Source organism: Mariniblastus fucicola, assembly GCF_008087665.1.
Classification (GTDB): Bacteria; Planctomycetota; Planctomycetia; order Pirellulales; family Pirellulaceae; genus Mariniblastus; species Mariniblastus fucicola.
This window is the reverse complement of the sequence record NZ_CP042912.1, coordinates 4,885,646-4,907,776: the sequence shown is the minus strand read 5'-3', so window position 1 is coordinate 4,907,776 and position 22,131 is coordinate 4,885,646. Positions and strand designations below refer to the sequence as shown.

The window sequence follows — 22,131 nt, the reverse complement described above, 5'->3', positions numbered from 1 at the left end:
GCCTGTTCCTGCCGTTACTCTGCTTCGTCCTTGAACGCCCGGCTCAACCGCTGATAGGATTTCGAAAGGTCCATCGCGTAAGCCTCGATGTTTTCGCCTTCACGCTGCTCGACCAGCTCTTTTAGCTTGTCCAGTTTGTCACGATAGGTTTTGGCTTTCGCGGTCTTGAACTCGTCGACCGAACCGTTGCGCAAAAACACACCGACTTCCAATCGCCTCGAGAGATCGTCTGCGTAAGGAATCCACTTTTCGGCGGCTTCCCATTGCTGGTTCTTCGCTGACAATACGCACTCGGTGTTGATCGTGGACAGGTCCGGCAGCAGTTGCTCCGGAGACGGATAGTAAAAATAGCATCCAACGACACTCGCTGCGATCAAACCGCTGACCGTCGTACCGCCCAAAACCCAGCCGGGAACATCGAAGTCGTATTTGCGTTCCGGTGCGGGAGATTCCGAATAGAGCCATGACTCAACCCGGGCCGTGCCGCAGCATCGAATAACGATTCCAGCCAACAGGAAACCGCCAAGAATCCACGTACCGCCAAGCTCGTTGACTCGCCAAAATTCTGAAAGCTGTGTTCGCCAAATACGTCCGATATCTGATTGGCTTTTGTTGAACGGGTGAGTGTAGACATCGAATGCGTGCGAATGGCCTGCCGGTGTGATGCCTTTCGGTGTAAGCGGTTTGTCGATCGCATACGCGAGAGCAATCGTCGTCACAAACAATAAGGTGAGGAAAGCCAAGCTCCGTTTCCATCCATAGGTCACGTTGAACCACACCAGCAGCCCGATGTTGGCTCCTGCGCCGAGAATGAGCAGCGCAAACGCGCCTCCGATGGAGTTGCCATGTTGAAACATTCCGCCAACCTGACTCATCGCCAAAAGCGGCGTGCTGTAGATCGGCAACGCGACGGCCGCGACGAGCACCGGAGCTAGGACGTTGTCCTGTTCGACTCCGTATTGCAAGTGGCCTTTTTCAAACGATACCGCAGTCAAAACCGAGCACGCGATTCCGATGAGGACATAGATCAATGTCGATCCTGTCGCGTCACGAACGGCCGAGTAGAAGACAGCCGCGATTCGCTTGATCCCAGGAGCAGGCATTTTGACGTCGGGGAATTCTTCTACCGTGTCCGGGTAGAAACGGTCCCAGAGAATGCCCAGCAAACCAACAATCACCAACGCGCAAAGCGAAAATGAAAGTATGGCAATCGGATCTGACAGTGTCAGTCCGTAGAGGATCGACATCGGATTGAACAGCGGCGCGGTCAGTCCAAACGCGATGATCGTTCCGCCTTTGACTTTCGAGCGATACAGTTCGCGAACGATCGGAATCGCTCCCAGCGAGCAGACGGGAAGCAGCATTCCGATCAGCCAACCGGTAAAAATTCCACGCTTCGTTCCTTCACCAAACAGCTTTCTGACTTTCGCGGGCCCCAGCATGTTGCGGAAAATACCTGCAACAATGAAACCGATCACCAGCCACAGAGAAGAATAGATGATGATTTGTCCAAGACGTAAGCCGCCTCCGAAAAGATAGTATTCCAGCATTGCGATTCTGCGATTCCGAAAAAGTTCCGCGTTTAGTTCAGTGTCAGTCAGGCCAGACGCGACGGACACCATCGCAACGCCATCGCCGAGCGAGCTATTCGCTTGGTTCGCTTTTGGAAGGTGAAGTCGTTGGCACAACAATCGCCTCCAGTTCGCCCAGGCATTTCTCCATCTCAGCAGCCTTTTCCTGATAGCTGGCACGTTGGAGCAGTGGCATCCCGTCACCTTGGATCGATTCCAGTCGCCCTGTCATATCTTCAGACAATGCGTTGGCTTGATTCCACTGATCCTGCGGAAGGTCACCGTCTGACGCGATCGCCGGCAACCAGCGGACGATGTCCTCCAGTTCCGTGAACAAGTCAACTGAAACCTTATGCCGTGGCGGTTCCGCTTTGAACGGGTCGCGATGATCGTGGTCTCCATGGTCATGACCGTCATGATCGTGGCCCTCGTGATCGTGTCCTTCGTGATCGTGTCCTTCGTGATCGTGTCCTTCGTGCGAATGGTCCTCGGTTTCGGCGAGGTGATAGTGCACGTGAGGATTGCCGTCGCCATGGGCGTGGCTGACTTCGACAACCGTATAGGTGATTGGCGCTGGAAGTGCTTCTTCCGACACAATCGCATTGTGGATTTCACGAATCCGTGCCACCGCCGCTTCAAAACTCTCTGGTTTGTGAAAGTCAAGTTTTGGCAACGGTTTCGCTGCCTGTTCAACTGCAACTTCTTCGCCGCAGCCGACGAACAGAAACGCTGCGGCAATGAGAAGCCACGAAACACCTGGGAGGCTTTGTTTGGTAAGCATTTGAGATTTCCTGATTTGTGAGCGCCGGATAATCACTGGCGCAACAAGTTTTAAAATTGAATCAAGGTTGAACGATCGAGGTCTACAGGCCGGGAACTTTCACAGAGTCGATGACTTCGTCGATAATTCGATCCGCATCGATTTTCCGGCTGGAGATTCGAAGTCGAAGGACCGGTTTGGCGACCGTTTGGATGTCGTCTGGCGTGACAAACTCCTGCCCTCGCATCCACGCCCAGGCTTGGGCCATTCGTTGCCAAATGATCAGGCCACGCGGGCTTAATCCGGTATCGACTTCGTCGTGATCTCTTGTGACCGCGGCAAGATCGACGAGGTAGCCGCGTACGTTTTCGCTGACCTTGATGCCCACGACCTCTTTTTGGAACTTTTCCAGCTCATCAAGAGTGAGAACCGGTTGTGGTTCGACAGCATCTCCGGTGTCTCCCACCTTGTCCGCAAGCATCTGGATCTCATTGAGCCGTGACGGATATCCAATGCTCAGCTTGATCGCAAAACGGTCAAGCTGAGCTTCTGGCAGCGGGAACACGCCATGGCTTTCGGTCGGGTTCTGAGTCGCCAGCACAAGGAAGGTCTTGGCCAACGGCATCGTTTGATTGTCCAGCGTTACTTGCCACTCTGCCATCGCTTCGAAAAGCGAGCTCTGTGTTCGCGGCGTTGCCCGATTGATTTCGTCTGCCAACAACAGGTCCGAAAAAACGGGGCCCGGTCTGAACTGAAACTCCTGCAGTTTTTGGTTAAAGACATTGAAGCCGGAGATGTCGGTGGGAAGCAGGTCAGGCGTACATTGAACACGCGCAAAATTGCCTCCGATCGCAGACGCAATTGCTTTCGCAAGCGTTGTCTTTCCAAGTCCCGGGAGGTCGTCGAACAGCAGATGTCCCTGAGCAAGGATGCAAGCGATGACCATTTCGACGACGTCCGCTTTGCCGACCAATGCAGCGTTCAGAGCATCCCTGAGAGCGTCAACTTTCTCGTTGGATATCTTCGGTTCAAGGTTCTGAATCATGGTGCCTCTCGTTTGGATTTTTCGATGACGAACGTTTTGATTTTCTTGAGGGTCAATTGTTCGATCTGCTGCCGACAGTGAGCAGCCAGATCCGCTCGGCCAATGTTTTGTTGGTCGCCGTAGTTCTGGCCGTTCCACAGGTCATAGAATCCAGTCGAAAGTCCCGGATCGACCCGGCTGTACCAGGACATGATCGTTTTGGACAGCGGTCGGCTGTCACCTGCCGCCCAGAATCGTAGATCGATCAATTGCCTCGTCGCACGAAGCAAGTTTTGAGGCCAGAAACATCGACTCAGGTGCCACCAGATCAACATCAGAAACGTGATGAAATTCACGCGATACAGGTAGGTCAAAACGAGACCCGTCGCCACCAGGAAACAGGTAAGCGGGTGATCGCAAATCCAATAGTAGGCGGCGTATGCTTTCGAGGTCAGCCATTGCCACATCGTTTCGGTACTGTACGGGACCGGGAATCCCGGAGTCGGCTCAAGAGGGATCCAGTACTTTCCGTCCAGGCATACTTCCGGCCACATGTGCATGTTGTCGGATGTGACAATCGATTGACGAGCCTTCCGGTTGTAGTCCTCTTCTTTCACCAGAAAACCGCTTGCCAAACGAGTGGGATAGCCCGCGCTTCGCAATGCCATGACGCAACTGGATGCGAACATCCAGGAAGGCCCACCTTTTTGATCCAGAAATTGCCCAACGGTGTCCTCCGGGGCTTCTAAGATCACGACATCCGAACTGCCGCCGTCCGAGGACTCAGGATCGAGTTCAAAATCTTCCCGTATGCGATTGACGATGGCTTCGATTTGATTCCAGCCCGGACGGATGCCTTCTGTATAGGCTTTCGCCAGCGATTCAATTTCTTGACGCGAACCGTTGTCCGGGATTTGTAAAAACGGAGAGTTCTCTTTGTCGAACAGCTTCGGCATCGTTTGCTGCCAAGCCGGATCTGGATCCTCCTCGGTCTCCCCAGCCAGCTTGCCCAACATCTTCTTTCCCCAACTGGTAGGCCGACAGTTGCGAAGGTCATTTGCGGATCGCATGGTGTGGTAGTTCGGCACATAGCCCTGAACGTCGATCACCGTTTGCTCGGGAATCACTTCTCCCGCAAACTGCACGTGGCCGGCATCGTTGCATTGGAAGATTTGCGGGTCATTCACCCGGTCGATGTGCCATCGATCAAGGAAGGCTGGCGAAGGAAGGTTCGGAGTTTGCAGTCGCATGATCTTCACTCGATGACTGCGACTCGAAGTGAGGTAGCCGGACCTGAAAAGACACATCTTGAAAACCGGCTTTTCCATTCGCGTTTGCAAAACCAGTTTGGGCGGCGTTGGACCGGTCTTTTCAAGGGGTAACCTTGTCCAGTCCAGCCCGTCGAAATGTTGAAACGATTCAATGACGAACCTCGCCGGCACCGATCCTTCCACAAAAAACAGAGCCTTCGTCAGCTTGTCTTTCAGTTTGATGTCGGAAGTTTTGTCCGTGTTTCGCATTGTGCGGAACGTTCTGCCAGATTGTTCAGACTGCACAACGTCATGGATGTGTTTGGCGACCTCATCGAGAGCAACCGCGCGATTGAACTTTTTTTTGCGAGCTGGTCCGTCGTACTTTTCCGTCATCACGTCGTACATCGAAGGCTTGTCGTCCTCGATGAACTCGTTCGAATCTACTGCTCCGGTCGTGGTTGCGTTATTCCCGGCCATCAGCATGTTTCCGTCGCCGACACCAGAAGTCGCAAATTCGTCCTGATAGCCTTCTTCTCCGCCCGAAAATGGCATGAAGCCACGGATAGAAATCCGGTTCGTTGACAAAGGGACGAGCATTGCAATCCCAAGCCCGATCGCGATCGCAATCACTCCGATGGCAGTCGATGCTCCGTGAATTTGAATCGTTTTTGGATTGCCGTCGATGGCTTTTGAGTCAAGCGTTGACCAGTAGATCCCGGCCAACCACCAAAGGGCCGCGGCGGCAAAAATGGAGCCCAGCAAGAGGATGTCGAATCGACTGGTCATGCAACAGACGAAGAATACGATCGCGCCGCACAGCACCAGGCTTGTCTTCTCAAAACCTTTTACCGACGCAAAAACTGCAATGTGCCAACTGATGCATTGCACTGCCAATAGAGCGACGGTCTCGTTGGCATCGCCGAGCCCGATGTTCCGCGAAATCAGATGCCAGGCGATCAGAGCCAGAACGGAAACTGCAGCACCCGCTTGAGCGAGATAGGCGACTGTCTGTTGGGGGACTGGAGTCTTGCGACGGCCGATCCAGCGCCTTACCACATAAAACATTGCGACAGAAGCCAATGAGAAAGCCGCGAACTCGATCCAGATCGCTGGCACCCAGCGATGATGGTCCATCCGGAACATGTGCACGGCGAAGCCCGCCAGCAACGCCCCCAGCAAAGCGATTGGATTCCAGTGCAGTTCGTTGTTAACAGGAACTGGGCTGGTTCGATTTGGGCTATCCAGCCGCATGACCGAAACTCCTTCGCCAGGCAACTTCGAGCTGACTTGCTGCCAATCTCGGCGCGGTCACGAGAAAGCCGCCGTGGCGATGCTTTTCCGGACGGTTCTCTTTCCCGTTCCTGAGTTCTGAATGACTATCCGCAAAACCGTTTAGCTCGATTACGATTTGTTCGATCCTGGCTCCCGCCGAATTCATCACAGGAGAATCACTCGTGCAAACGAAAAACGTCTGGTTTGAAAGTGACGGATTGGGGCGGTTCTTCGGAATCAAATCCGATGACTCCCGCTGCATTTTCAGCGTCGGCAGGCTCGCAAGGAATCTCATCACAGGCTCGATGCCGCGTGCATTTCCTTTCGTGTGTGGCACATTCCTCGGCAGGCCAAGGCACACGACTCGAAATGAAGCATTGGTGCGATGGAGTTGGAAGCAAATACTTGCCGCGATTCGAATGGACCATTCGAAACTACTGTCGACACCGCGTCCTGAATGGTGATCCGGACACAAGTCCAGCAATACTGTTGAGATGGCAGAAGACGGCGTTTGACGCTCGCGAACCATCAGTTTTTGCGATCGACTGGTTTGAGCCCAGTGAATGTTTCTTAGTCGGTCGCCTTCGCGATAGCACCGAATGCCGATCGATTCGCCATCATTTCCCGCCCGGTCAGCAAGGGCTCCAGCGATATTAAACAGGCTGCCATCGGCTGGCGGACTTCCTTGAAGCGTCTCGCATTCTGGCCAAACCAGAGTTGTCGCAATTTCGGCTACGGGTTTTGAGACTGCGGCCAGACCAAACGGAAACCCATTGCAGATTCGCACTTCGCCAGCCGGCAACACGCCTCTTCGTCGCGGAGTGATTGCGACGGGGAACTCGGTTTTGGAGAACGCGGGAATTCGTTTTAGTGAAAAAGCGATCGGGTCGTCGTCCGGATCGAATCCTTGAAGGAAATCGCCTTCAACGGTGACGCCGAAAACAGGGATCGGCCAGTTGTTGCGAACGCCAAGAACGAATTGCCCAGGTTCGTTTTCTTTCATCGCGCCAGACGGCAAAGCGAGGCTGCAATGAATGCCTTTCATCGATAGCCACGGCCAAGCTGTTCCAAGAACCAGCAACGCCAGGAAGACAGACGCCAACACGTATCCTTGCGGTCCGACGCTCAATCCGACCAGCAGTGAGAATAAAATCGCCACGATGCACCAGCCAAACGGCTGCTTTAGCCAGTAGACGTATCGGTTCAGGTTCGGGCAAAAATCATGGTTCGCCGATTGTAAAACGGATACCGAAAGACGTTCGAGATAATGCTTCATTGGTCGATTCCTGAAACTCCTGAGCAATGGCGAATTCCTGGAGCAGGCTCGTTCCGTCGAGCCTGGCTTCAGAAAGCTTCATCGTCGTCGCGTTAGCAAGCCGCGTTTCTGCGACGCTTCAATCCAATCGCGGCGGCACCAAGCATCAAGAACGCAAGCGAGCCGGGCTCAGGAACTGAAGACAGTCCAAAGCTTGCCAGAGCTCGATCGTCAAAATCGCCTTCATCCATGCCGTAATTGAAGACCAGCCAAAATTTGTCTGAAACCAGTTCTGCGGTTCCGTCGGCATCAAAATCACTTTCCAGTTCCATCAGCAGACCGTACGCGCCAATAGGTGCCGAAGCGTCATCCAGCAAGTCAAAGACAACGTGATCATGGATTTCCTGGTCAGCGTCCCCTGCGTCGATAAACTGGCGTGTGCTTCCTGATTCAATCGAGCCGCCGTTAAGGAAAAGGTCTCCGACAGATGTGCTGTTGCCCAGCACCGACATTCGGCCAGAGTTTTCCAGCATGTTCGTGGTTGGGTTGAAGTAGTTGACGTAGCCAACGCCAAATGAAGACTCGACAGACGCATCCAGAACGTTCAGCCAGATTTGGTCTCCGGTGTTGACCAACAATCCTTCGCCAGGATTGGTGTTAAAGCCAGGCTCATCGGCGCTGAAGTCACCTGCGTTGAATGGATCCAGCTCTTCAAAATCCGCTTCGAAAAGTGCAATCCCTTCTGAAGTCGATTCGATGACTTCGACAATCAGCGAGCTTGGTGTGGCAAGGCTGTCATAGCCCACCTCGACATCGCCTGCGTGCTGGGCAAATGCGTTGGTCGCAAGCAAGCACGGTACGGCAGCTGCGATCAGGGAAAGGAAACGAAACTTCATAGTTGATACTCCAGATTAGAAAAAACTTGCTGTAGGAAATTAGTTTGAAAGTGTTTCGGCGCGACCGTCGTTCCGTCCACCAATCGCCCACCAGACCTCCGGTGAGATCGAGTCAGAAACGAAATGGATGGAACCGTCGGTCATGCCAAGGTTGATTCCGTTGGTGTGCTGGCTGCTCGGTGTGACAACAAAGTCACCTTGCTCCATGCTTGTGTTGTAGTGACCGATCGTCGAATTCGGAGTTTGCACGTGCATGTAAGTCGGTGCCGTCAGCGGCGACCCGCTGGACCACGAGCGTCCGATATGAGCCGATTCGAAAACGTGAGCATGCGAGCTGGCCATTTGGTCGACGATCTCTGGCTGTGATTCAACGCGTTCGACGATGTGCAGTGAACGAAGTCGTTCATCGCCATTGTTAATCGCAGTCGCGCTATTTCCGGATTGAATCAGACGCTCGGAAACCAGTGCCGTGTTCGAAGAACCATCGCTGACGTGGGCGAAACCGATACGGGAATTGCCGTGCCATGAAACTGGACTCGATGGGTGACGAAGCGAGATGACTCCGTTGTAACGTCCGGGAGTTGCTCGCTCGCCAGAGAAGCCGCTTGAATAGGATGGCCATCCTGCGTTGGCAGCATAGTTGCCCGGTGCTGGATTGGCACTGCCCAGGATGACCTCGTTCTCCGTGTTGGGTTCGTCGGAAGGACAAAGAAACGTCGGCACCAACGTGGAGACTGCGTTTGCGTTGATATGCGTGTCGCTGACCTTGTAACCGTCACCGTCGCCATTGTTTACGCGGAGGTCGAAAAGGTCGTGAAGATTGTTCTGTTCAATGTGCGGCAAAATCGGAACGAGCCAGCTGTAGTAACCGGTCTCGAATCCCCCGGCACCATTGGCTTCGCCAGGCCCAATTTGATTCTCGGGGAAGTAGCCATGTGCGGACTCATAGTTCAACACGGACAGAGAGATCTGTCGCAAATTGTTCGCGCAGACCGTCCGTCTTGCAGCCGCCCGCACGGACTGAACTGCGGGAAGCAGCATGCCGATCAGGATTCCGATAATCGCAATTACGACCAGAAGTTCAACAAGCGTAAATCCGGTTTGGCGTTGGTCGGTTCGTGACATTTGACTTCCTTCAGACATAGTTTCCTTGGGCTCACACGGACGGAGTGTGAGGCAGCGGAGGGGTAGCAAAAGACCGTCGGGGCAGACCGTTAGTTCGAAACGGATTTGTCGGGCCGCCTTGAACGTCGCGGTTGCCCACGACGGCGTTTGCTGAGTTGTTTTGTGAGAGAGATCTGCATCGCGAACTCGTACAAGTGAGCAGCACGAACGCGCCAGCCATCAACAGGATGGTCCTCAGGAGGAAAGCACGTTAGTCATTTAAGGCAGAAGATCCACTTCCGGTTTTGGATCGCCGAATGAAAGAGATCTGGAGAATCCAGTCACGAGTTGGTCGCGCAAATCGAGCAGACTAAAACGTGATTGTGCAAGCCATTTTCAAAACCGCAGGGCTTTACCGAGCGTTACGCACGACAAATTCAGTGCCGTGCGGAAGCGTGACGCTTCAAGGCCAAGTTTTGAATAGGGTCAGTACCAGATCAGTGGCGACTTACGAAGCAGGTGGACCGCGTGCAATTGTCGGCACGAACTCGGCCGCTGCGGCACTGGGGCGTAGGGACGCCAAAAGGAAGATTGGTTGTTCAACGTGTTGCAACTCAAACGAGTCTACGACGACGTTGTATTCATCGAAGAATTTACAAAACGCACAGTCGTGAACTCCGCTTTTGACGCTTCGAAGTGAAGCTACGGAGGGATCATGGTCGCCTGTGTCGTTGACAGAAAGCGACGCGATGAGCGTTTCGCCGGAATGGTGGTGGCAACAGCAAGAAGAGCCGGACGCAGTATCGTCGCTACCGTTGCGATGTGAATGGCTGTGCAACCCAAAAATCTGGGCGTGATGCAGCGACGGCCCAAAGTTCAATAATAGAACCAGGTAGCCCAGCAAGAACCAGGTTTTGAATTGACTGCTACGCATGATAACCAGAACAAGAAGGTATGCTCTGGCGGCCCGACAAAGGTAGTATTACTTGTGTCGTACGTGCGTCAATAGAAACTGTTCCAATTTTGCGGGAACATTTTCCGAATTTGGCAAACCGGGAACAGGTGCGGGCTGTATCAATTAAAAAACGCCCCCGAAATTGGAGGGCGTTTCTTCGCTTCAAACGAAGCGTGTGTTCAATTCTCGACGAACCGTCCTAGAAGACGTCCGTGATGAAGTGGTGACCCCAATGATAGCGACGTGGCGACGGGTAATAGTTGTGCCACTGCTTGTTGTAAACCGGGATCCGCATTTCTGCAGGATAGCGATGGTACATGTTGTCCGAGCTACGGAAGTACTCGTTGCCCCAGTAGTTGTGGGGATATGTGACGTAGGGGTAATGGTAAAATCGGCTCAGGTTTTGAGAAGATTGACGGACACCCCAACTGGCTCCATAACCTTTTTCCTGTGCCTGGCTGGTCTCGGTGGCGACCAATGTCAGCGCGACGGCGCAGACGGCAGCAATGCAAATTCGACGAAACATGGAGAATTCCTCCGTTGGGACGGCAAGGCCGCCTGAACTGGGTCCTGATATGAACGACATCGAGTCGGTTCTACTCAAGGCACTATTCGGCTGGCCGGCATAGCCGCGTTTAACTGAATATGCTGCAATGACCGCACAATCTGGAGAACTCCTGTTCGCGTGCCCGCAAAGTTTACCCAGCCATTGGCGATCGCCCGAACTTGCTGGCGGTTTCGGTTCAGGTTCCGGCCAGGCCGCTGCGGAAATCTGGATGCTTCAAAACCAGACCCGTTTGCTCCAGCAGTTTCCGGTTGCTGATTCGCTTGCTGCTTGAGCCGCGGGAGTTCGGGTCCGGCCGAGCGTCGCTCCATGGAATTGGGCCAAGCTCGAACTGGTCGGCAAGATACTGATAGTACTCCCTGCGCAACGTCGGATTCGAGTCAGCGACCAAATAGGTTTCCGCGAAATTCCGTCGGTCCGAAACGACGCAAATCGCTTGCACCGCATCGTCTACGTGGATCAAGTTCAGAAATCCGGTGGCTGAAAGTTTGCTCCACTGTTTCGATGCAACCGCGGACTTCGTCGGAATCCGTTCGTTTCCATACAGACCCGCCATTCGCAAAATCGTGGTCCGGTCAGCAAAGCGACTTGCCTTCAAAAGCTCTTCGGCAGCCAGGCAGGCCTTGCCGCCATCACGCTGCGGGTCGGTCGGAGAAGACTCGTCGACCCACGCTCCATCGAAATCGCCGTAAACGCCGGTCGAGCTCACGTAAACTAGCTGTCCCGTGTTTTCGTTCAGATGATTCAGAACGTTTTGCATCCCGCCGACGTATACATCATGGACGCTTTTGTATTGGCTGCGGTCCATGCCGACGGCAGACACGACCGTGTCGAACTCCATCGATTCAAGCTGCTGAACCGTCGTCGGTTTGGTAGTGTCCAATACTAAAGGCAGTAGTCCTGCGGCAAAAAAATCGGCGGCTCGTTGCTCACTGCGCGTCGTCACATGCACGCTGTCGCCGCTGGATTGCCAAAATTTTGCCAGTGGTAAACCAAGAAATCCGCAGCCAATTACGAGTCTTTTCACAGTTTTAAGGGTTAGTTGGTGAAGTTGAAGAACCGCAGCGGTGCATAATGGCCCAAATTTGCGGTCTATGATAGAAGGACCTACAAAACTCGACCTAACCTTTAGCGCAACGGTATTATTGAATTCCCATGATAAACTGTATCGTGGGCCAGAAGTTTTGTTACTGCGGAATTTGGATGTCAAAATTGAACGATCTGCGAACAACGTTTTATCTGCGAGCGGCTTCTTTGATCTGCCTCGTCGCACTTTTTGTTTCTGTTCCAGTCGGGTTTGCCCAGACGCTTGAAGTTCAAGGCGACATCCTGCTTGAAGTCGAAACGATTCTTGGTGAATCCGAAGAAGGCAGTGAAGAGCTTTCGCGATTGGTGGACAAGTCCACGATTGCCGATCTGGAGTTTTTGAACTCTGGAGAATCGCCAACGTCGATTGATCAACTGAAGGCAATGCAAGATCACGTCGCAAGTCTCTATCAACGAGTCGAACCCGCGGTCGTCAATATCCAGTCAGGCATGGGCCAGGGCAGCGGCGTGGTGGTGACCAGTGACGGCTACATCCTGACGGCAGCACACGTGATTTCGATTCCCAACCGATCGGCGATCATTACGTTCCCGGACGGTTCGCGCGCCAGAGCTCAGACGTTAGGTTTGTTTCGAGGACTCGATGCTGGACTGTTGAAGATTTACGCCATGGTGCCTGAAGCGTCTGATCCGTCCAAGGACGAAGGCAAAGAAGAAGCCGAAGTTGAGGATGCTGATTCGAACGATGGTGATGAGGAGGAAACGCCGGAGGCTGATGAGTCCGACGATTCCAAAATGGACTCTGACAAAAACAGCTCTGACGAAGACAGCTCTGACGAAGACAGCTCTGATACAGACGTGCCGGATGAGCAGGAGGAACCCGAATCAGATTCTGGTGACTCTGAATCCGATGACGAAGAAGACAAATCCGACGCCGAAGGTGATTCTGAAGAGGACACCGGCCCTGAAAAAGTAGACCGTTTCGCTGTCGCAGATGATCTCCCTTCATTCAGCTATCTCGAAATTGGTGACTCTGCAGAACTCAAGCTCGGTCAGTGGGTCATCGCAGTCGGCCATCCCGGTGGCATCGATGAAGACCGCGGTATCGTACTTCGGGTCGGCCGAATCAACGAAATTAAACGCGAAGAAGATAGCGTCTACGTCAGCACCGACTGCACGCTTGTCGGCGGTGACTCTGGAGGACCTCTGATCGGAATGGATGGAAGCGTAGTCGGAATTCACAGCCGCATCGGTATGCAGTTGAGGCAGAACTTTCACGTTCCGTCGAACGACTTTGTTGATAACTGGACTGCTTTGATCAATCCGGTTGTTCACGATCGAGATCCGGAAGTGAACTTGAATTTTCGCGGGCGAACGAATGTCATCGCGAGTGTTCCTCGCCGCTCGCTTGCTGCCCGCAGTGGCCTGCGATCTTCAGATCGAGTCATCCGGGTTGGTGACAAAGAAATTTATGACAAGCTTCAATTCGACGATGCGATTTCAGATTTGAAGCCGTATCAGCAAGTCGAATTTGAAGTTCAGCGTAAAGGTAAAAAGACAGTAGTTGACGTCACGATTGGCGAGAAGTCTGAAAAAGTGGGGTTTCGATAGTATGGAGCGTATCATGAAGAAGACAGGCAATTTTTCGATCACCGCGATCATCGTCGCGTTCATCGGCGCAAGCCTTTTGTCCACCTTGACGGCCTCGGCTCAGTCAGACGAGGACAGCAGTTCCAAAACGACTCGGCGATCTCGACGATCGTTGACCAAGGAAGACTCGTCGCTACTCTCGGTTTTCGAACCGGTTGCGATTTCGGCTGGTGAGTCGACTGTCCGCGTCCAAAGCGGCACTCGCCAGATTGCGGTAGGCACCGTTGTGGACTCAAGCGGTTTGATTCTGACCAAGGCCAGCGAGATGCGCGGCGATTTGAAGTGTCGATTACCCAACGGGGATGTGATCCCGGCCAGCGTCTTTGGGATCGATACCGAAAATGATCTCGCGCTGCTGAAGATTGACGCAGACGGCTTGGCAGTCGCTCCTCTTGCTCCTGTTGCTCCACCGACGCGTGGGAAGTGGATTGTCTCGCCCACCGATCAAAACGGTTCGCTGAAAGTTGGCGTCGTTGGCGTCGATGAGCGAAAGATTCCCGCCTCACAGGCGTTCATTGGCATTCAAATGTTGGACGAAGTCAGCGACGGTGGCGTTCTGATTACCAAAGTTGTCGAAAACACTCCGGCTCAGAAAGCGAAACTGCGAATTGAAGATGTGATCTTGAAAATCGATCAGGTTGAAGTGAAAAACCGTAACGCTTTGAAGCAGGCTATTGGCAAATACACGCCGGGCACCGATGTGGCGCTGACCGTCAAGCGGGACGATGAAGAGATGGTCATCAAGCTCACGCTTGCCGACGCTTCGTCAGTCAGCCCGATGAACAATCGAAGTCGAATTCAAAACAGTATGGGTAGTCGTCTGAGTCGTCGTGGCAAAAATTTTCCACGTGCTTTTCAGCATGATATGGCACTCGAAGCCAAACATTGTGGCAGTCCGGTTGTTGACCTTGATGGTCAGATCGTGGGAATCAACATCGCTCGTTCTGGTCGTGTTTCCAGCCTTGCGATTCCGATCGATGCCGTCATCTCCGTCATCGAAAAACTTAAGACGGGCGAGTTTTCTCCTGTGAAAGTTTATGCAAGTCGAATTCGTAACTCGGAGATGGAAATCGCTGCGATGCAGGAGCGTCTGGAATCGAACAAGGAGACTGTCGAGGAAAGCATCGAAGGCGTCGATGACAGTTCTGCGAAGATCGAAGAGTTGGAACGTATGAAACGTGAAATCACCGAGCGGATCAAAGAGGTGTACGAAAATCGCCAGGATCTCGCGAAGAAGAAACGTGTTCTTGAGTCGAAGAACAAAGAAGTCGAGCGGTCGATTCGTAAACTTGAACGTCAGCTCGACGCGATGAAGGCCGGCAAGAAGTACTAGGCGCGATGCTTCTTGATGAGTCGCTCGCTACTGATTTGAGTCGAGCGACTTCGGCAGGTTCTGGTTCCGGTCTTCCAGTTCCAGCCAGGATGCCAGAATCACCTGAGCGGCAATTTTGTCCAGGTGGGTTTTCCGTTTCGGACCTTTGAGGCCCAGTTGAGAGCAGATTTCTTTGGCCATCGCTGTGGAAAATCGTTCGTCGTGAAACGCAACCGGGCGTTCGGTGATCTCGTGCAGCCACTGACCGAACGCTACGGCTTCCCGAGATTTCTTGCTCTCATCGCCGCTCATGTGAACGGGCAGGCCAACGACGAATCCAACCGCGGTTTCCGTTTTGACCAGCTGTTGAAAATAATTGCCGTCCGAGTTCTGATTCTGAACCTGACGAATCTCCAGCGGGCTGGCAATCGACTGACCGGGGTCGCTAACCGCGATGCCGATTCGTGCCGTTCCAAAATCGATACCGATGACTCTTCCGGAATCAGGAATCGGGTCGGAAACTGGATTCGAGGATTCCGCTTCGTGGCTCACTTCGCCACCTCTTCAAGGCCTGGTTTTGCTGGCAGCGATTGAATGGGCCGCTTGCGTTCATTCGAGATGAAATAACCCTTGTCCAAGAATTGTGTTGTCGCTTCAAGTACCTCCAGCTGATTCATCATCGTTGAATGGACCAGATGCTTGACCAGGAAGTCATCAGCGCCGGGCAACATCGTTTCCCATTTCGAAACCGTAAAATCGTCCTGGCCGTAAAGCACTGGATTGCTCAATGCCGAACCATCCGCACCATAGCCTCCCGCGATGATGCCAAATTCAAATTCAGGCGTCGCTAGATTCTCGCTCAGTTTCTCCCAGCCGAGCGAAAGTTGGGCTCCACTGGCGCCTGCGATCATTTTGAAACTCAAGCTGTCTTTCATCAGTCTCGCCATTCGCGACCCCTGATTCGGCGGGCCGATCATAACCATGCGATTGATTCGGGAATCGAGTTTGCAATCGGATGATTTGGCACAATCCGAAACGTAGTGTCGGACGACGATGTTGCCCAGGGAATGGGCCACGAAATTGATTTCTGTTACATCTGGAGGCAGCGAATCGATCACTTGCCTCAGGCAGCGGGCGTGCTCTGCAACGGGCTGGCGAGAGCTCGCATAGCGAAAAAGAATCGTTTCGTAGCCCATCGTTTCGAGATGCTCGGCCAGTGTCTTCATGGAACGCCACGAGCGGCAAAGTCCGTGCAACAGAATGACCACTTCACCTCGGCACGGTTTGACCGTTCCAGTCTTCAGTCTCTTTTCAAGCTCTGCGGTGCACTTCGATTCTTCACCCCAGGCTTGGCGAATGTTATCTTCATCAAGCAAACGGAAATGGCCGAAACTGCTGTTGCGCTGGATCCGCCAGTCGGAAGCAACGCGGACGTCAGTCCAGAACTGGGTCCCGCCAAACGTGGCTGTTTTCCAGTTTGGGTATGCAACGTTTTTTGGTTCAATTGAACCGAAACTAAATTTTGGCGGGTCGTTTTTCTTCGGTTCTGTCTGAGCTTGAACGAGCGAGCCCATTAAAAAAACGATGGCCAGAAAAATGAAGTGTCTCATGGGCCGCTCCGTTCGTTGCACTTTAGAGATACTCGGTCCAGCCGTTCTCAGCCAGCTTTTTGACGACTTCTTTCACCGCTGATTCATCGTTGCGGTTTGCGATCAGCGTCGCGTCAGGAGTGCGTACCACGATGCAGTCTTCCATGCCCACGGTGACGATCAGGTGATCGTCATCACTGCGAACAATGCTGTTGCTGGTCTTGATCCCGAGGTGTTTCGCGTCGATCGTGTTTCCCTCATCGTCGACTCCCCGTTGCCGCGGAAGAGCAGTCCAGTTGCCAAGATCGTCCCATTGAAATGGAGCTTCGACAACTTTCACGTTGTCGTATCGCTCCATGACCGCGTAGTCAATCGACGTTCCCTTGATCGCAGTGAACTCTTTAGTCAGCGTTTCGGCGAATGAATCGGTGCCGATCGAAGCCTGAATCGTTTTCAGATGAGCTGTCATCTCTGGCTCGAACTTTTCCAACGCTGCCAGAATCGTCTTTGCTTTCCAGACAAAAATGCCGGAGTTCCAATAAAACGTGCCGGCTTTCAGAAATTCGGCAGCAGTTTTTGCGTCGGGTTTCTCCCGGAATCGTGCGACATCGAATGTCGGGTACTCAGTCCCTGGCAGCTCTTCGCTGCGTTCGATATAGCCAAACACTTCCGCCGGATAGGTTGGCTTGATACCGAAAGTAACGATTCGAGTTTCGTCTTCTTCGACAAGGCTGGCCGCATGTTGCATGGCTTTCTGTAACACATCGTCCGGCGAGATCACGTGGTCGGCAGGCATCACGGCCATGATTGCTTCCGGGTCCATCGCCATCACCCACGCCGCAGCAAGTCCCACACAGGGAGCCGTGTCCCGCTTTGCGGGTTCGCCAATGATGGATTCAGCAGGAACGTCGGGAAGCTGATCGCGAATCGCGTCAACGAGTACTTCGTTTGTCACGACCAGTACATTTTTCGGCGGACACAACGTACCGAGTCGATCTACGGTCGACTGAATCATGGAACGGTCGCCAGCCAGATTGAGCAACTGTTTGGGAGTCATTTTGCGGCTGGCTGGCCAGAACCGGGTGCCAGCGCCGCCGGCCATTATCGTTGCGTAAATCATTTTTAGTTTTCTTGTTTAAATGAAACGCCCGGTCGAATTGCCGAGCCGTCAGTTTTGAGTTTTCGAGTTGTTGCGACGAACCTCGCTATCCTCACCGTGGTTGTGCGGAAGCTTTCAACCTACGTAGATGCGATGCGAATTCTGCGTCAGCCAATTTCAGGCGTCGAAGTATTTGTCAGAGTCGATCGTTGTGCCGGGTTCGATCTTCGCAGCCAGAGCTTCCCGGTCCGTCGCGAACAATGGACTGATTTCGACTTTGACTTCGTCTGCCACCGTTGCGCCGGCTGATTCCAACCAACTACGATGCAGGTTGGCGATCGCATCTTTGACGTGTTGCGGAGTCTCCGATGGTGCTGGAGGAGCATTCTTGACGGCGCAAAATCCTTCTGCCGGATCGACTTCGCAAACGATCGCATTCTTCGCCGATGGAAGAAGATCAAAAATGAACTTTTCAAACTTGAAAGCATTCGGAGCGTCTGGCGAAACCAAAGTACCCTCGGTGTTCACAAACGGGACTTTTTTGTGAGCCCGATGAAACGGCAACGAATCCGCGTTGGCGACCGATCGTTTGAGAAAGTCAGCGGTGAAGATGTGGACAGCGATACTTCCCGCCCAGAGCTTCAACGATCCATCGTCGTTCGTCTGCCTCGCGTATTCTTCTGGCAAGTCACTGTATTCGATGATCTGTACAACACCGTCGACCTCGACCACATTGCCGACTTTCTGTAGCGGTTCCGACTTGCGGACCACTTGAGACGTCATCTCTGATCCCGACAAAACGTGATACCCAATCAGCGCGGGGTGGCAGACCTGAACCAGTGGATTGTCGATTTGCGCATAGAAAAGATGTTCGATGCCTCGCTGTTCCATGTCAGCCAGGCAACCGTTGACTTCGAGCGCTTTAAGCGTGCCACCATGCCCGTCGGGGCTGCGGAAAATGCTGCCTTTCGATTCGAGGATCAGTTTTCCGTTTTCATCTACCGCAGGCATCGTCCCCTGGCAGAAAACGCGAACGTCTTTCTCGTCGATTCCAAACCAGTTGTTTTGCTTCAGGAACTCTACAGTTTCGACATGCGTTGGCGGGCTGGTCATGATGTACAGCGGGATCGTGGTGTCCGATTCGGCGCCGCGAGCTTTTACGTTTTCGAAAAAGATCTGGAACAGAGTCCGTTCGCTGATCGGTCCGATCGGAAACAGACCTTTGGGGTGATCGAATCCAAGTCGGCTGCCCTGCCCTCCAGCCACGATCACCATGGCGACTTTTCCACCGCGCAAAGTTTCCAGCCCTTTCTCGCGGGCTTTGGCAAACGATGCGGCGTTTGCAAAATCTTCCAACGTTTTGGCCGGAGGAACTTTTGCCGCTGCTGCGAGCTCTGCCCAGCTGGATTCCGAAGATGCGGCAGCGAAGAGTTCGCCAAGCTGGGCGAAGTCAATATTGGAGAGGGATTCTGCGAGCGAACTTTGCTGTTCGGCGTCGAGTTGATCCCAGAACTGCAGAACGTGCTGCTGCTCGTATTGCTCAAGTTGCTGTCTAAGTCCCGAGTCGATTGTCGCGTTCAATTTAAGTCTCCGGTGAGTTAGGTGCATCAGGTTGTTCATTGGATGCCAGAGTCGAGCAGAGTGCTTCTACGCAGATGATGGATGCGGACGACTGGCGTTGTGAAAGAGTGATCTCGATTCGTGCTCCGAATCTGGAGCATTGAGTGATTCGCGTCCGGCCGGAAACGTCAACGAGATTCACGTCGATCGTTGGGGCGGTTTCGAAATCGGGACGGAAAACGAGATGAAGAATGATCCTTGATTGATTCGGCAAAACTTCCAGCCGGTGGTACTCGATCAGAGCGTCGATGTCCTGGCCGTTTTCGCCTCGAGAAGTGGTGCGCGAACCAAGGTAGGTCAACGTCGTGTCGGCGAGAAACTGATCCTGCAGTTCAGGAGTTTCCGGTTGATCCAGTATCGGTGCTTCATCACCGATTCCGGCGAGCGCATTAAGCCGCGCTTCGATCGCTTGCGGATCGTAAAAATCTGGGTCGGATTTGGCTATGGCTGAAAGGTCGGACATTGGTTGGCTCAGTTCGAATCAGTCCGGGAAGACTAACAGAATTATATTAATTTTCGAACGTGAGTTTGCCGCGGAGCTGAATCTGCGCACAAAAAAGGCAGGAGATAGACTCCTGCCGAGGTGTTTTCAAATATTCTCAGACTTAAACCAAAGCACTTGCCTTGTCGGCCAAAGCCTTTGCAGAAGAAGTATTCTCCCATGAGAAATCTGCATCGCTGCGGCCAAAGTGACCGCCAGCGGCTGTCTTGCGGAAGATCGGACGACGCAACTCGAGGTACTTGATGATTCCCTGAGTCGACAGCGGATACTGCTCCGTCACGATTTCGCAAATCTTCTCATCGGGAATCGAGCCAGTGCCCTGAGTGTCAACATGAACGCTGACAGGGTCAGCAACGCCGATCGCATAAGCCAGTTGAACTTCGCAGCGACTGGCCAGGCCGGATGCCACAATGTTCTTGGCAACGTGCCGCGCCATGTAAGCCGCACTGCGGTCAACCTTCGTCGAGTCCTTGCCGCTGAATGCACCGCCGCCGTGACGTCCCCAGCCACCGTAGGTGTCAACGATGATCTTGCGACCCGTCAACCCGCAGTCGCCATGAGGACCGCCGATCACAAAGTTACCCGTTGGGTTGATGTGATACTTGATGTCGCCCTTGTTCAATTCTGCAGGCAACAAAGGCTCAACAATCTGTTCGCGAACGAACTTTTGAATCGTCTCGTTGTCGACGCCAGGATCGTGTTGGGTCGAAACAACAACGGTGTCGATGCGAACTGGCTTGAAGCCATCGTATTCGACCGTCACCTGGCTCTTGCTGTCCGGACGCAACCAATCAACTTCTTTGTCGAAGCGTGCTTTGTTCAGGCGGTCAAGAATTTTGTGCGAAAGCGCGATCGGAAGAGGCATCAGCTCTTCAGTATCATCGCAAGCGAAGCCGAACATCAAACCCTGGTCGCCAGCACCATCAGCGTCGACACCCATCGCAATGTCAGGGCTCTGCTGATCAAGGTTGACTTGCACCTGACATGAATCGCAACCGATTCCGATCGAAGCATCCGTGTAACCGACGTCGCGGATTACGTCGCGGACGACTTTCTCGATGTCAACGTCGGCCTTCGAAGTGATCTCGCCGGCGATGACTGCCATCTCGGTTGAAACCATGGTTTCGCAAGCTACGCGGCTGGCAGGATCCTGCTCAAGCATCGCGTCAAGAATTGCGTCAGAAATTTGATCTGCCAGCTTGTCGGGGTGACCCATGCTGACGGATTCGCTTGTAAATAGATATTTGCCAGAGGCCACTAAACTCTCCCGAGGTAAACAGTTACAGCGAGCCTTGGGTGGTAGGTGGGGCCCGCATGGCAACGCTTTCGTTAGCGTCACCTGGATACGTACAAAGAGAAACAGCCCGGGCTCGAGCGTCTCAAACAGTTCGGTATGATAGCGAAAACCGCCAATTCTTCCAGTCAAAAGCCCGTATTTTGTCCGATTAGTCCGCTTTCGCGTCGCTGGAGACGTTCGCCATCAAGTCAGCCTCGTTGCTCGCCCCAGCAACCATGACGCCGCCAGCAAGCCCACGAACACGATCGAATAATACGGCCGGCCGTTCTCAATCAACATCGCGGTGCAAGCATCGAAAAGTATCAGGCTTCGAAGGCTCGTGATGACCGTGGCCTGAACCGCGCTGCCGGATCGTTTTGAAATCGCGATCGCCAGTCGGCGCAGAATCGGCAGAAACAAGAAGCCAAACGCGAGCGGAAAGAAACGTGCGAGCTTGGGATCGGAAACGTTTTGCGAGGCGTAAGTCCAGACGAAATAACCGATCACCAACATTCCGCCAACCATCAGAGCACTTCCCGGAATCAGCAACGAAGCCGATTGGTTCGTTTCCGCTTCCCGTCGGGCCAGCAATGTGATCCCTGCGACGAAGACTCCGATCCCGACGGCGTACCAAATCGCAACCGATGGAATCGTGGCAACCGTCGACGCGCCCAGCAAAATATTCAATGTGCGACAGGATCCCATCAAGGCGGGAGCCAGCAACGTTCGCTTCAACGGACCATCGTAGAGGTATACCGCGATGGCCAAACCGATCGCAATGATCAGGCTGGTCACCGAAGCCAGTGCTGCGAAAATCGGCCCTGCAATCAACAGCCCGTATCCAACCATTCGGGCTAGCGAGAGGGAAACAGACGCGGATGGCAGTGGTCGCGATGGCCTTTCCACACGATCAATTTCGATGTCAAACACATCGTTCAACACCATGCCCGCCAGGTACAGGCAGGCTGACGAAAGCAGTAGCCAGACCAGTGGCAAAGCGGGCTGCCACGACAGGTTTGCCAGCAGGTATCCGATCAGCAGGTTCGCCAGCGCCGAGGGCAGCGCCGCGATTCGTAAAAGTCTGAGCCACGCCATGCATACTTTCTACAGTGGAATTCGTTGTCGTTGCCACAAAGGTGATTCAGGGCAACGTTTTGACCAGCGCAAAAAATAACCCGACTCGTCCATGTGGACGAGCCGGGTAAACCCCCCTGGGTATTGCGTTCGTCTTTCGACTCGCAATGTTGCGGTTAAACCGCTCTCTGTTGCTGTCTTTATCGTTCCGCAAGCGTGGTGGTTTGAGCGAATCTTCACAAATGCTGCCGATTGGTAAAGATTGCACGACCAGGCAAGAAAGTTCGGATTTCTGGATTGTGACGTCGAA

Annotated in this window: 19 protein-coding genes; 2 read left to right on the top strand and 17 right to left on the bottom strand. The window is 53.4% G+C overall.

Annotation, left to right across the window (positions count from 1 at the left end):
* Positions 1-14: 14 nt before the first annotated feature.
* From MFFC18_RS18210 to MFFC18_RS25065, 10 genes are all read right to left on the bottom strand, one after another.
* Positions 15-1,550, bottom strand: a complete 1,536-nt coding sequence (locus tag MFFC18_RS18210) for a permease (RefSeq protein WP_075082530.1) — start codon at positions 1,548-1,550, stop codon at positions 15-17.
* A gap of 94 nt (positions 1,551-1,644) precedes the next feature.
* Entirely contained in the window at positions 1,645-2,352 is a 708-nt protein-coding gene (locus tag MFFC18_RS25310) for a hypothetical protein (protein WP_075082482.1), read from the bottom strand.
* An 82-nt stretch (positions 2,353-2,434) separates the two neighbouring features.
* The gene (locus tag MFFC18_RS18200; RefSeq protein ID WP_075082483.1) at positions 2,435-3,376 is read right to left on the bottom strand and encodes an AAA family ATPase; all 942 of its coding nucleotides are present in this window, start codon (positions 3,374-3,376) and stop codon (positions 2,435-2,437) included.
* Positions 3,373-5,859, bottom strand: coding sequence for a transglutaminase-like domain-containing protein (locus tag MFFC18_RS18195; protein ID WP_075082484.1), 2,487 nt, complete (start codon positions 5,857-5,859; stop codon positions 3,373-3,375). The genes MFFC18_RS18200 and MFFC18_RS18195 overlap by 4 nt, the downstream gene beginning before the upstream one ends.
* Positions 5,846-7,156, bottom strand: coding sequence for a DUF58 domain-containing protein (locus tag MFFC18_RS18190; protein ID WP_075082485.1), 1,311 nt, complete (start codon positions 7,154-7,156; stop codon positions 5,846-5,848). The genes MFFC18_RS18195 and MFFC18_RS18190 overlap by 14 nt, the downstream gene beginning before the upstream one ends.
* A gap of 92 nt (positions 7,157-7,248) precedes the next feature.
* A complete protein-coding gene (locus MFFC18_RS18185) occupies positions 7,249-8,031 on the bottom strand; it encodes a PEP-CTERM sorting domain-containing protein (protein WP_075082486.1) in 783 nt (260 codons plus the stop codon).
* Between the two features lie 39 nt (positions 8,032-8,070).
* A complete protein-coding gene (locus tag MFFC18_RS18180) occupies positions 8,071-9,156 on the bottom strand; it encodes a DUF1559 domain-containing protein (protein ID WP_162273900.1) in 1,086 nt (361 codons plus the stop codon).
* 487 nt (positions 9,157-9,643) lie between these two features.
* Positions 9,644-10,069, bottom strand: coding sequence for a hypothetical protein (locus MFFC18_RS18175; RefSeq protein ID WP_148618971.1), 426 nt, complete (start codon positions 10,067-10,069; stop codon positions 9,644-9,646).
* 220 nt (positions 10,070-10,289) lie between these two features.
* The gene (locus tag MFFC18_RS18170; RefSeq protein WP_075082489.1) at positions 10,290-10,616 is read right to left on the bottom strand and encodes a calmodulin-binding protein; all 327 of its coding nucleotides are present in this window, start codon (positions 10,614-10,616) and stop codon (positions 10,290-10,292) included.
* 217 nt (positions 10,617-10,833) lie between these two features.
* Complete coding sequence (locus MFFC18_RS25065) at positions 10,834-11,682, bottom strand: SDR family oxidoreductase (protein ID WP_075082490.1); 849 nt, start codon at positions 11,680-11,682, stop codon at positions 10,834-10,836.
* Between the two features lie 176 nt (positions 11,683-11,858).
* Between MFFC18_RS25065 and MFFC18_RS18160 the strand changes: the two genes are divergently transcribed.
* Together MFFC18_RS18160 and MFFC18_RS18155 are read left to right on the top strand one after the other, a co-directional pair.
* Entirely contained in the window at positions 11,859-13,310 is a 1,452-nt protein-coding gene (locus tag MFFC18_RS18160) for a S1C family serine protease (RefSeq protein ID WP_162273901.1), read from the top strand.
* Positions 13,311-13,323: 13 nt separating this feature from the next.
* Positions 13,324-14,682, top strand: a complete 1,359-nt coding sequence (locus tag MFFC18_RS18155; RefSeq protein WP_162273902.1) for a S1C family serine protease — start codon at positions 13,324-13,326, stop codon at positions 14,680-14,682.
* A gap of 27 nt (positions 14,683-14,709) precedes the next feature.
* Here the strand turns inward: MFFC18_RS18155 and ruvX are convergent, their stop codons facing one another.
* From ruvX to MFFC18_RS18120, 7 genes are all read right to left on the bottom strand, one after another.
* Positions 14,710-15,213, bottom strand: coding sequence for a Holliday junction resolvase RuvX (ruvX, locus tag MFFC18_RS18150; protein ID WP_075082493.1), 504 nt, complete (start codon positions 15,211-15,213; stop codon positions 14,710-14,712).
* A complete protein-coding gene (locus MFFC18_RS18145; protein WP_148618969.1) occupies positions 15,210-16,271 on the bottom strand; it encodes an alpha/beta hydrolase in 1,062 nt (353 codons plus the stop codon). The genes ruvX and MFFC18_RS18145 overlap by 4 nt, the downstream gene beginning before the upstream one ends.
* A 22-nt stretch (positions 16,272-16,293) precedes the next feature.
* On the bottom strand, positions 16,294-17,370 hold the full coding sequence (locus tag MFFC18_RS18140) for a mannose-1-phosphate guanylyltransferase (RefSeq protein ID WP_075082495.1): 1,077 nt from the start codon (positions 17,368-17,370) through the stop codon (positions 16,294-16,296).
* A 156-nt stretch (positions 17,371-17,526) separates the two neighbouring features.
* Positions 17,527-18,930 carry a UTP--glucose-1-phosphate uridylyltransferase gene (locus MFFC18_RS18135; protein ID WP_238381169.1) on the bottom strand — a complete coding sequence of 468 codons (1,404 nt, stop codon included), beginning with the start codon at positions 18,928-18,930 and terminating at the stop codon, positions 17,527-17,529.
* 1 nt (position 18,931) lies between these two features.
* Entirely contained in the window at positions 18,932-19,432 is a 501-nt protein-coding gene (locus tag MFFC18_RS18130) for a hypothetical protein (protein WP_075082496.1), read from the bottom strand.
* A gap of 142 nt (positions 19,433-19,574) precedes the next feature.
* On the bottom strand, positions 19,575-20,729 hold the full coding sequence (metK, locus tag MFFC18_RS18125; RefSeq protein ID WP_075082497.1) for a methionine adenosyltransferase: 1,155 nt from the start codon (positions 20,727-20,729) through the stop codon (positions 19,575-19,577).
* A 222-nt stretch (positions 20,730-20,951) separates the two neighbouring features.
* Positions 20,952-21,842, bottom strand: coding sequence for a UbiA family prenyltransferase (locus MFFC18_RS18120; protein ID WP_075082498.1), 891 nt, complete (start codon positions 21,840-21,842; stop codon positions 20,952-20,954).
* Positions 21,843-22,131 lie beyond the last annotated feature (289 nt).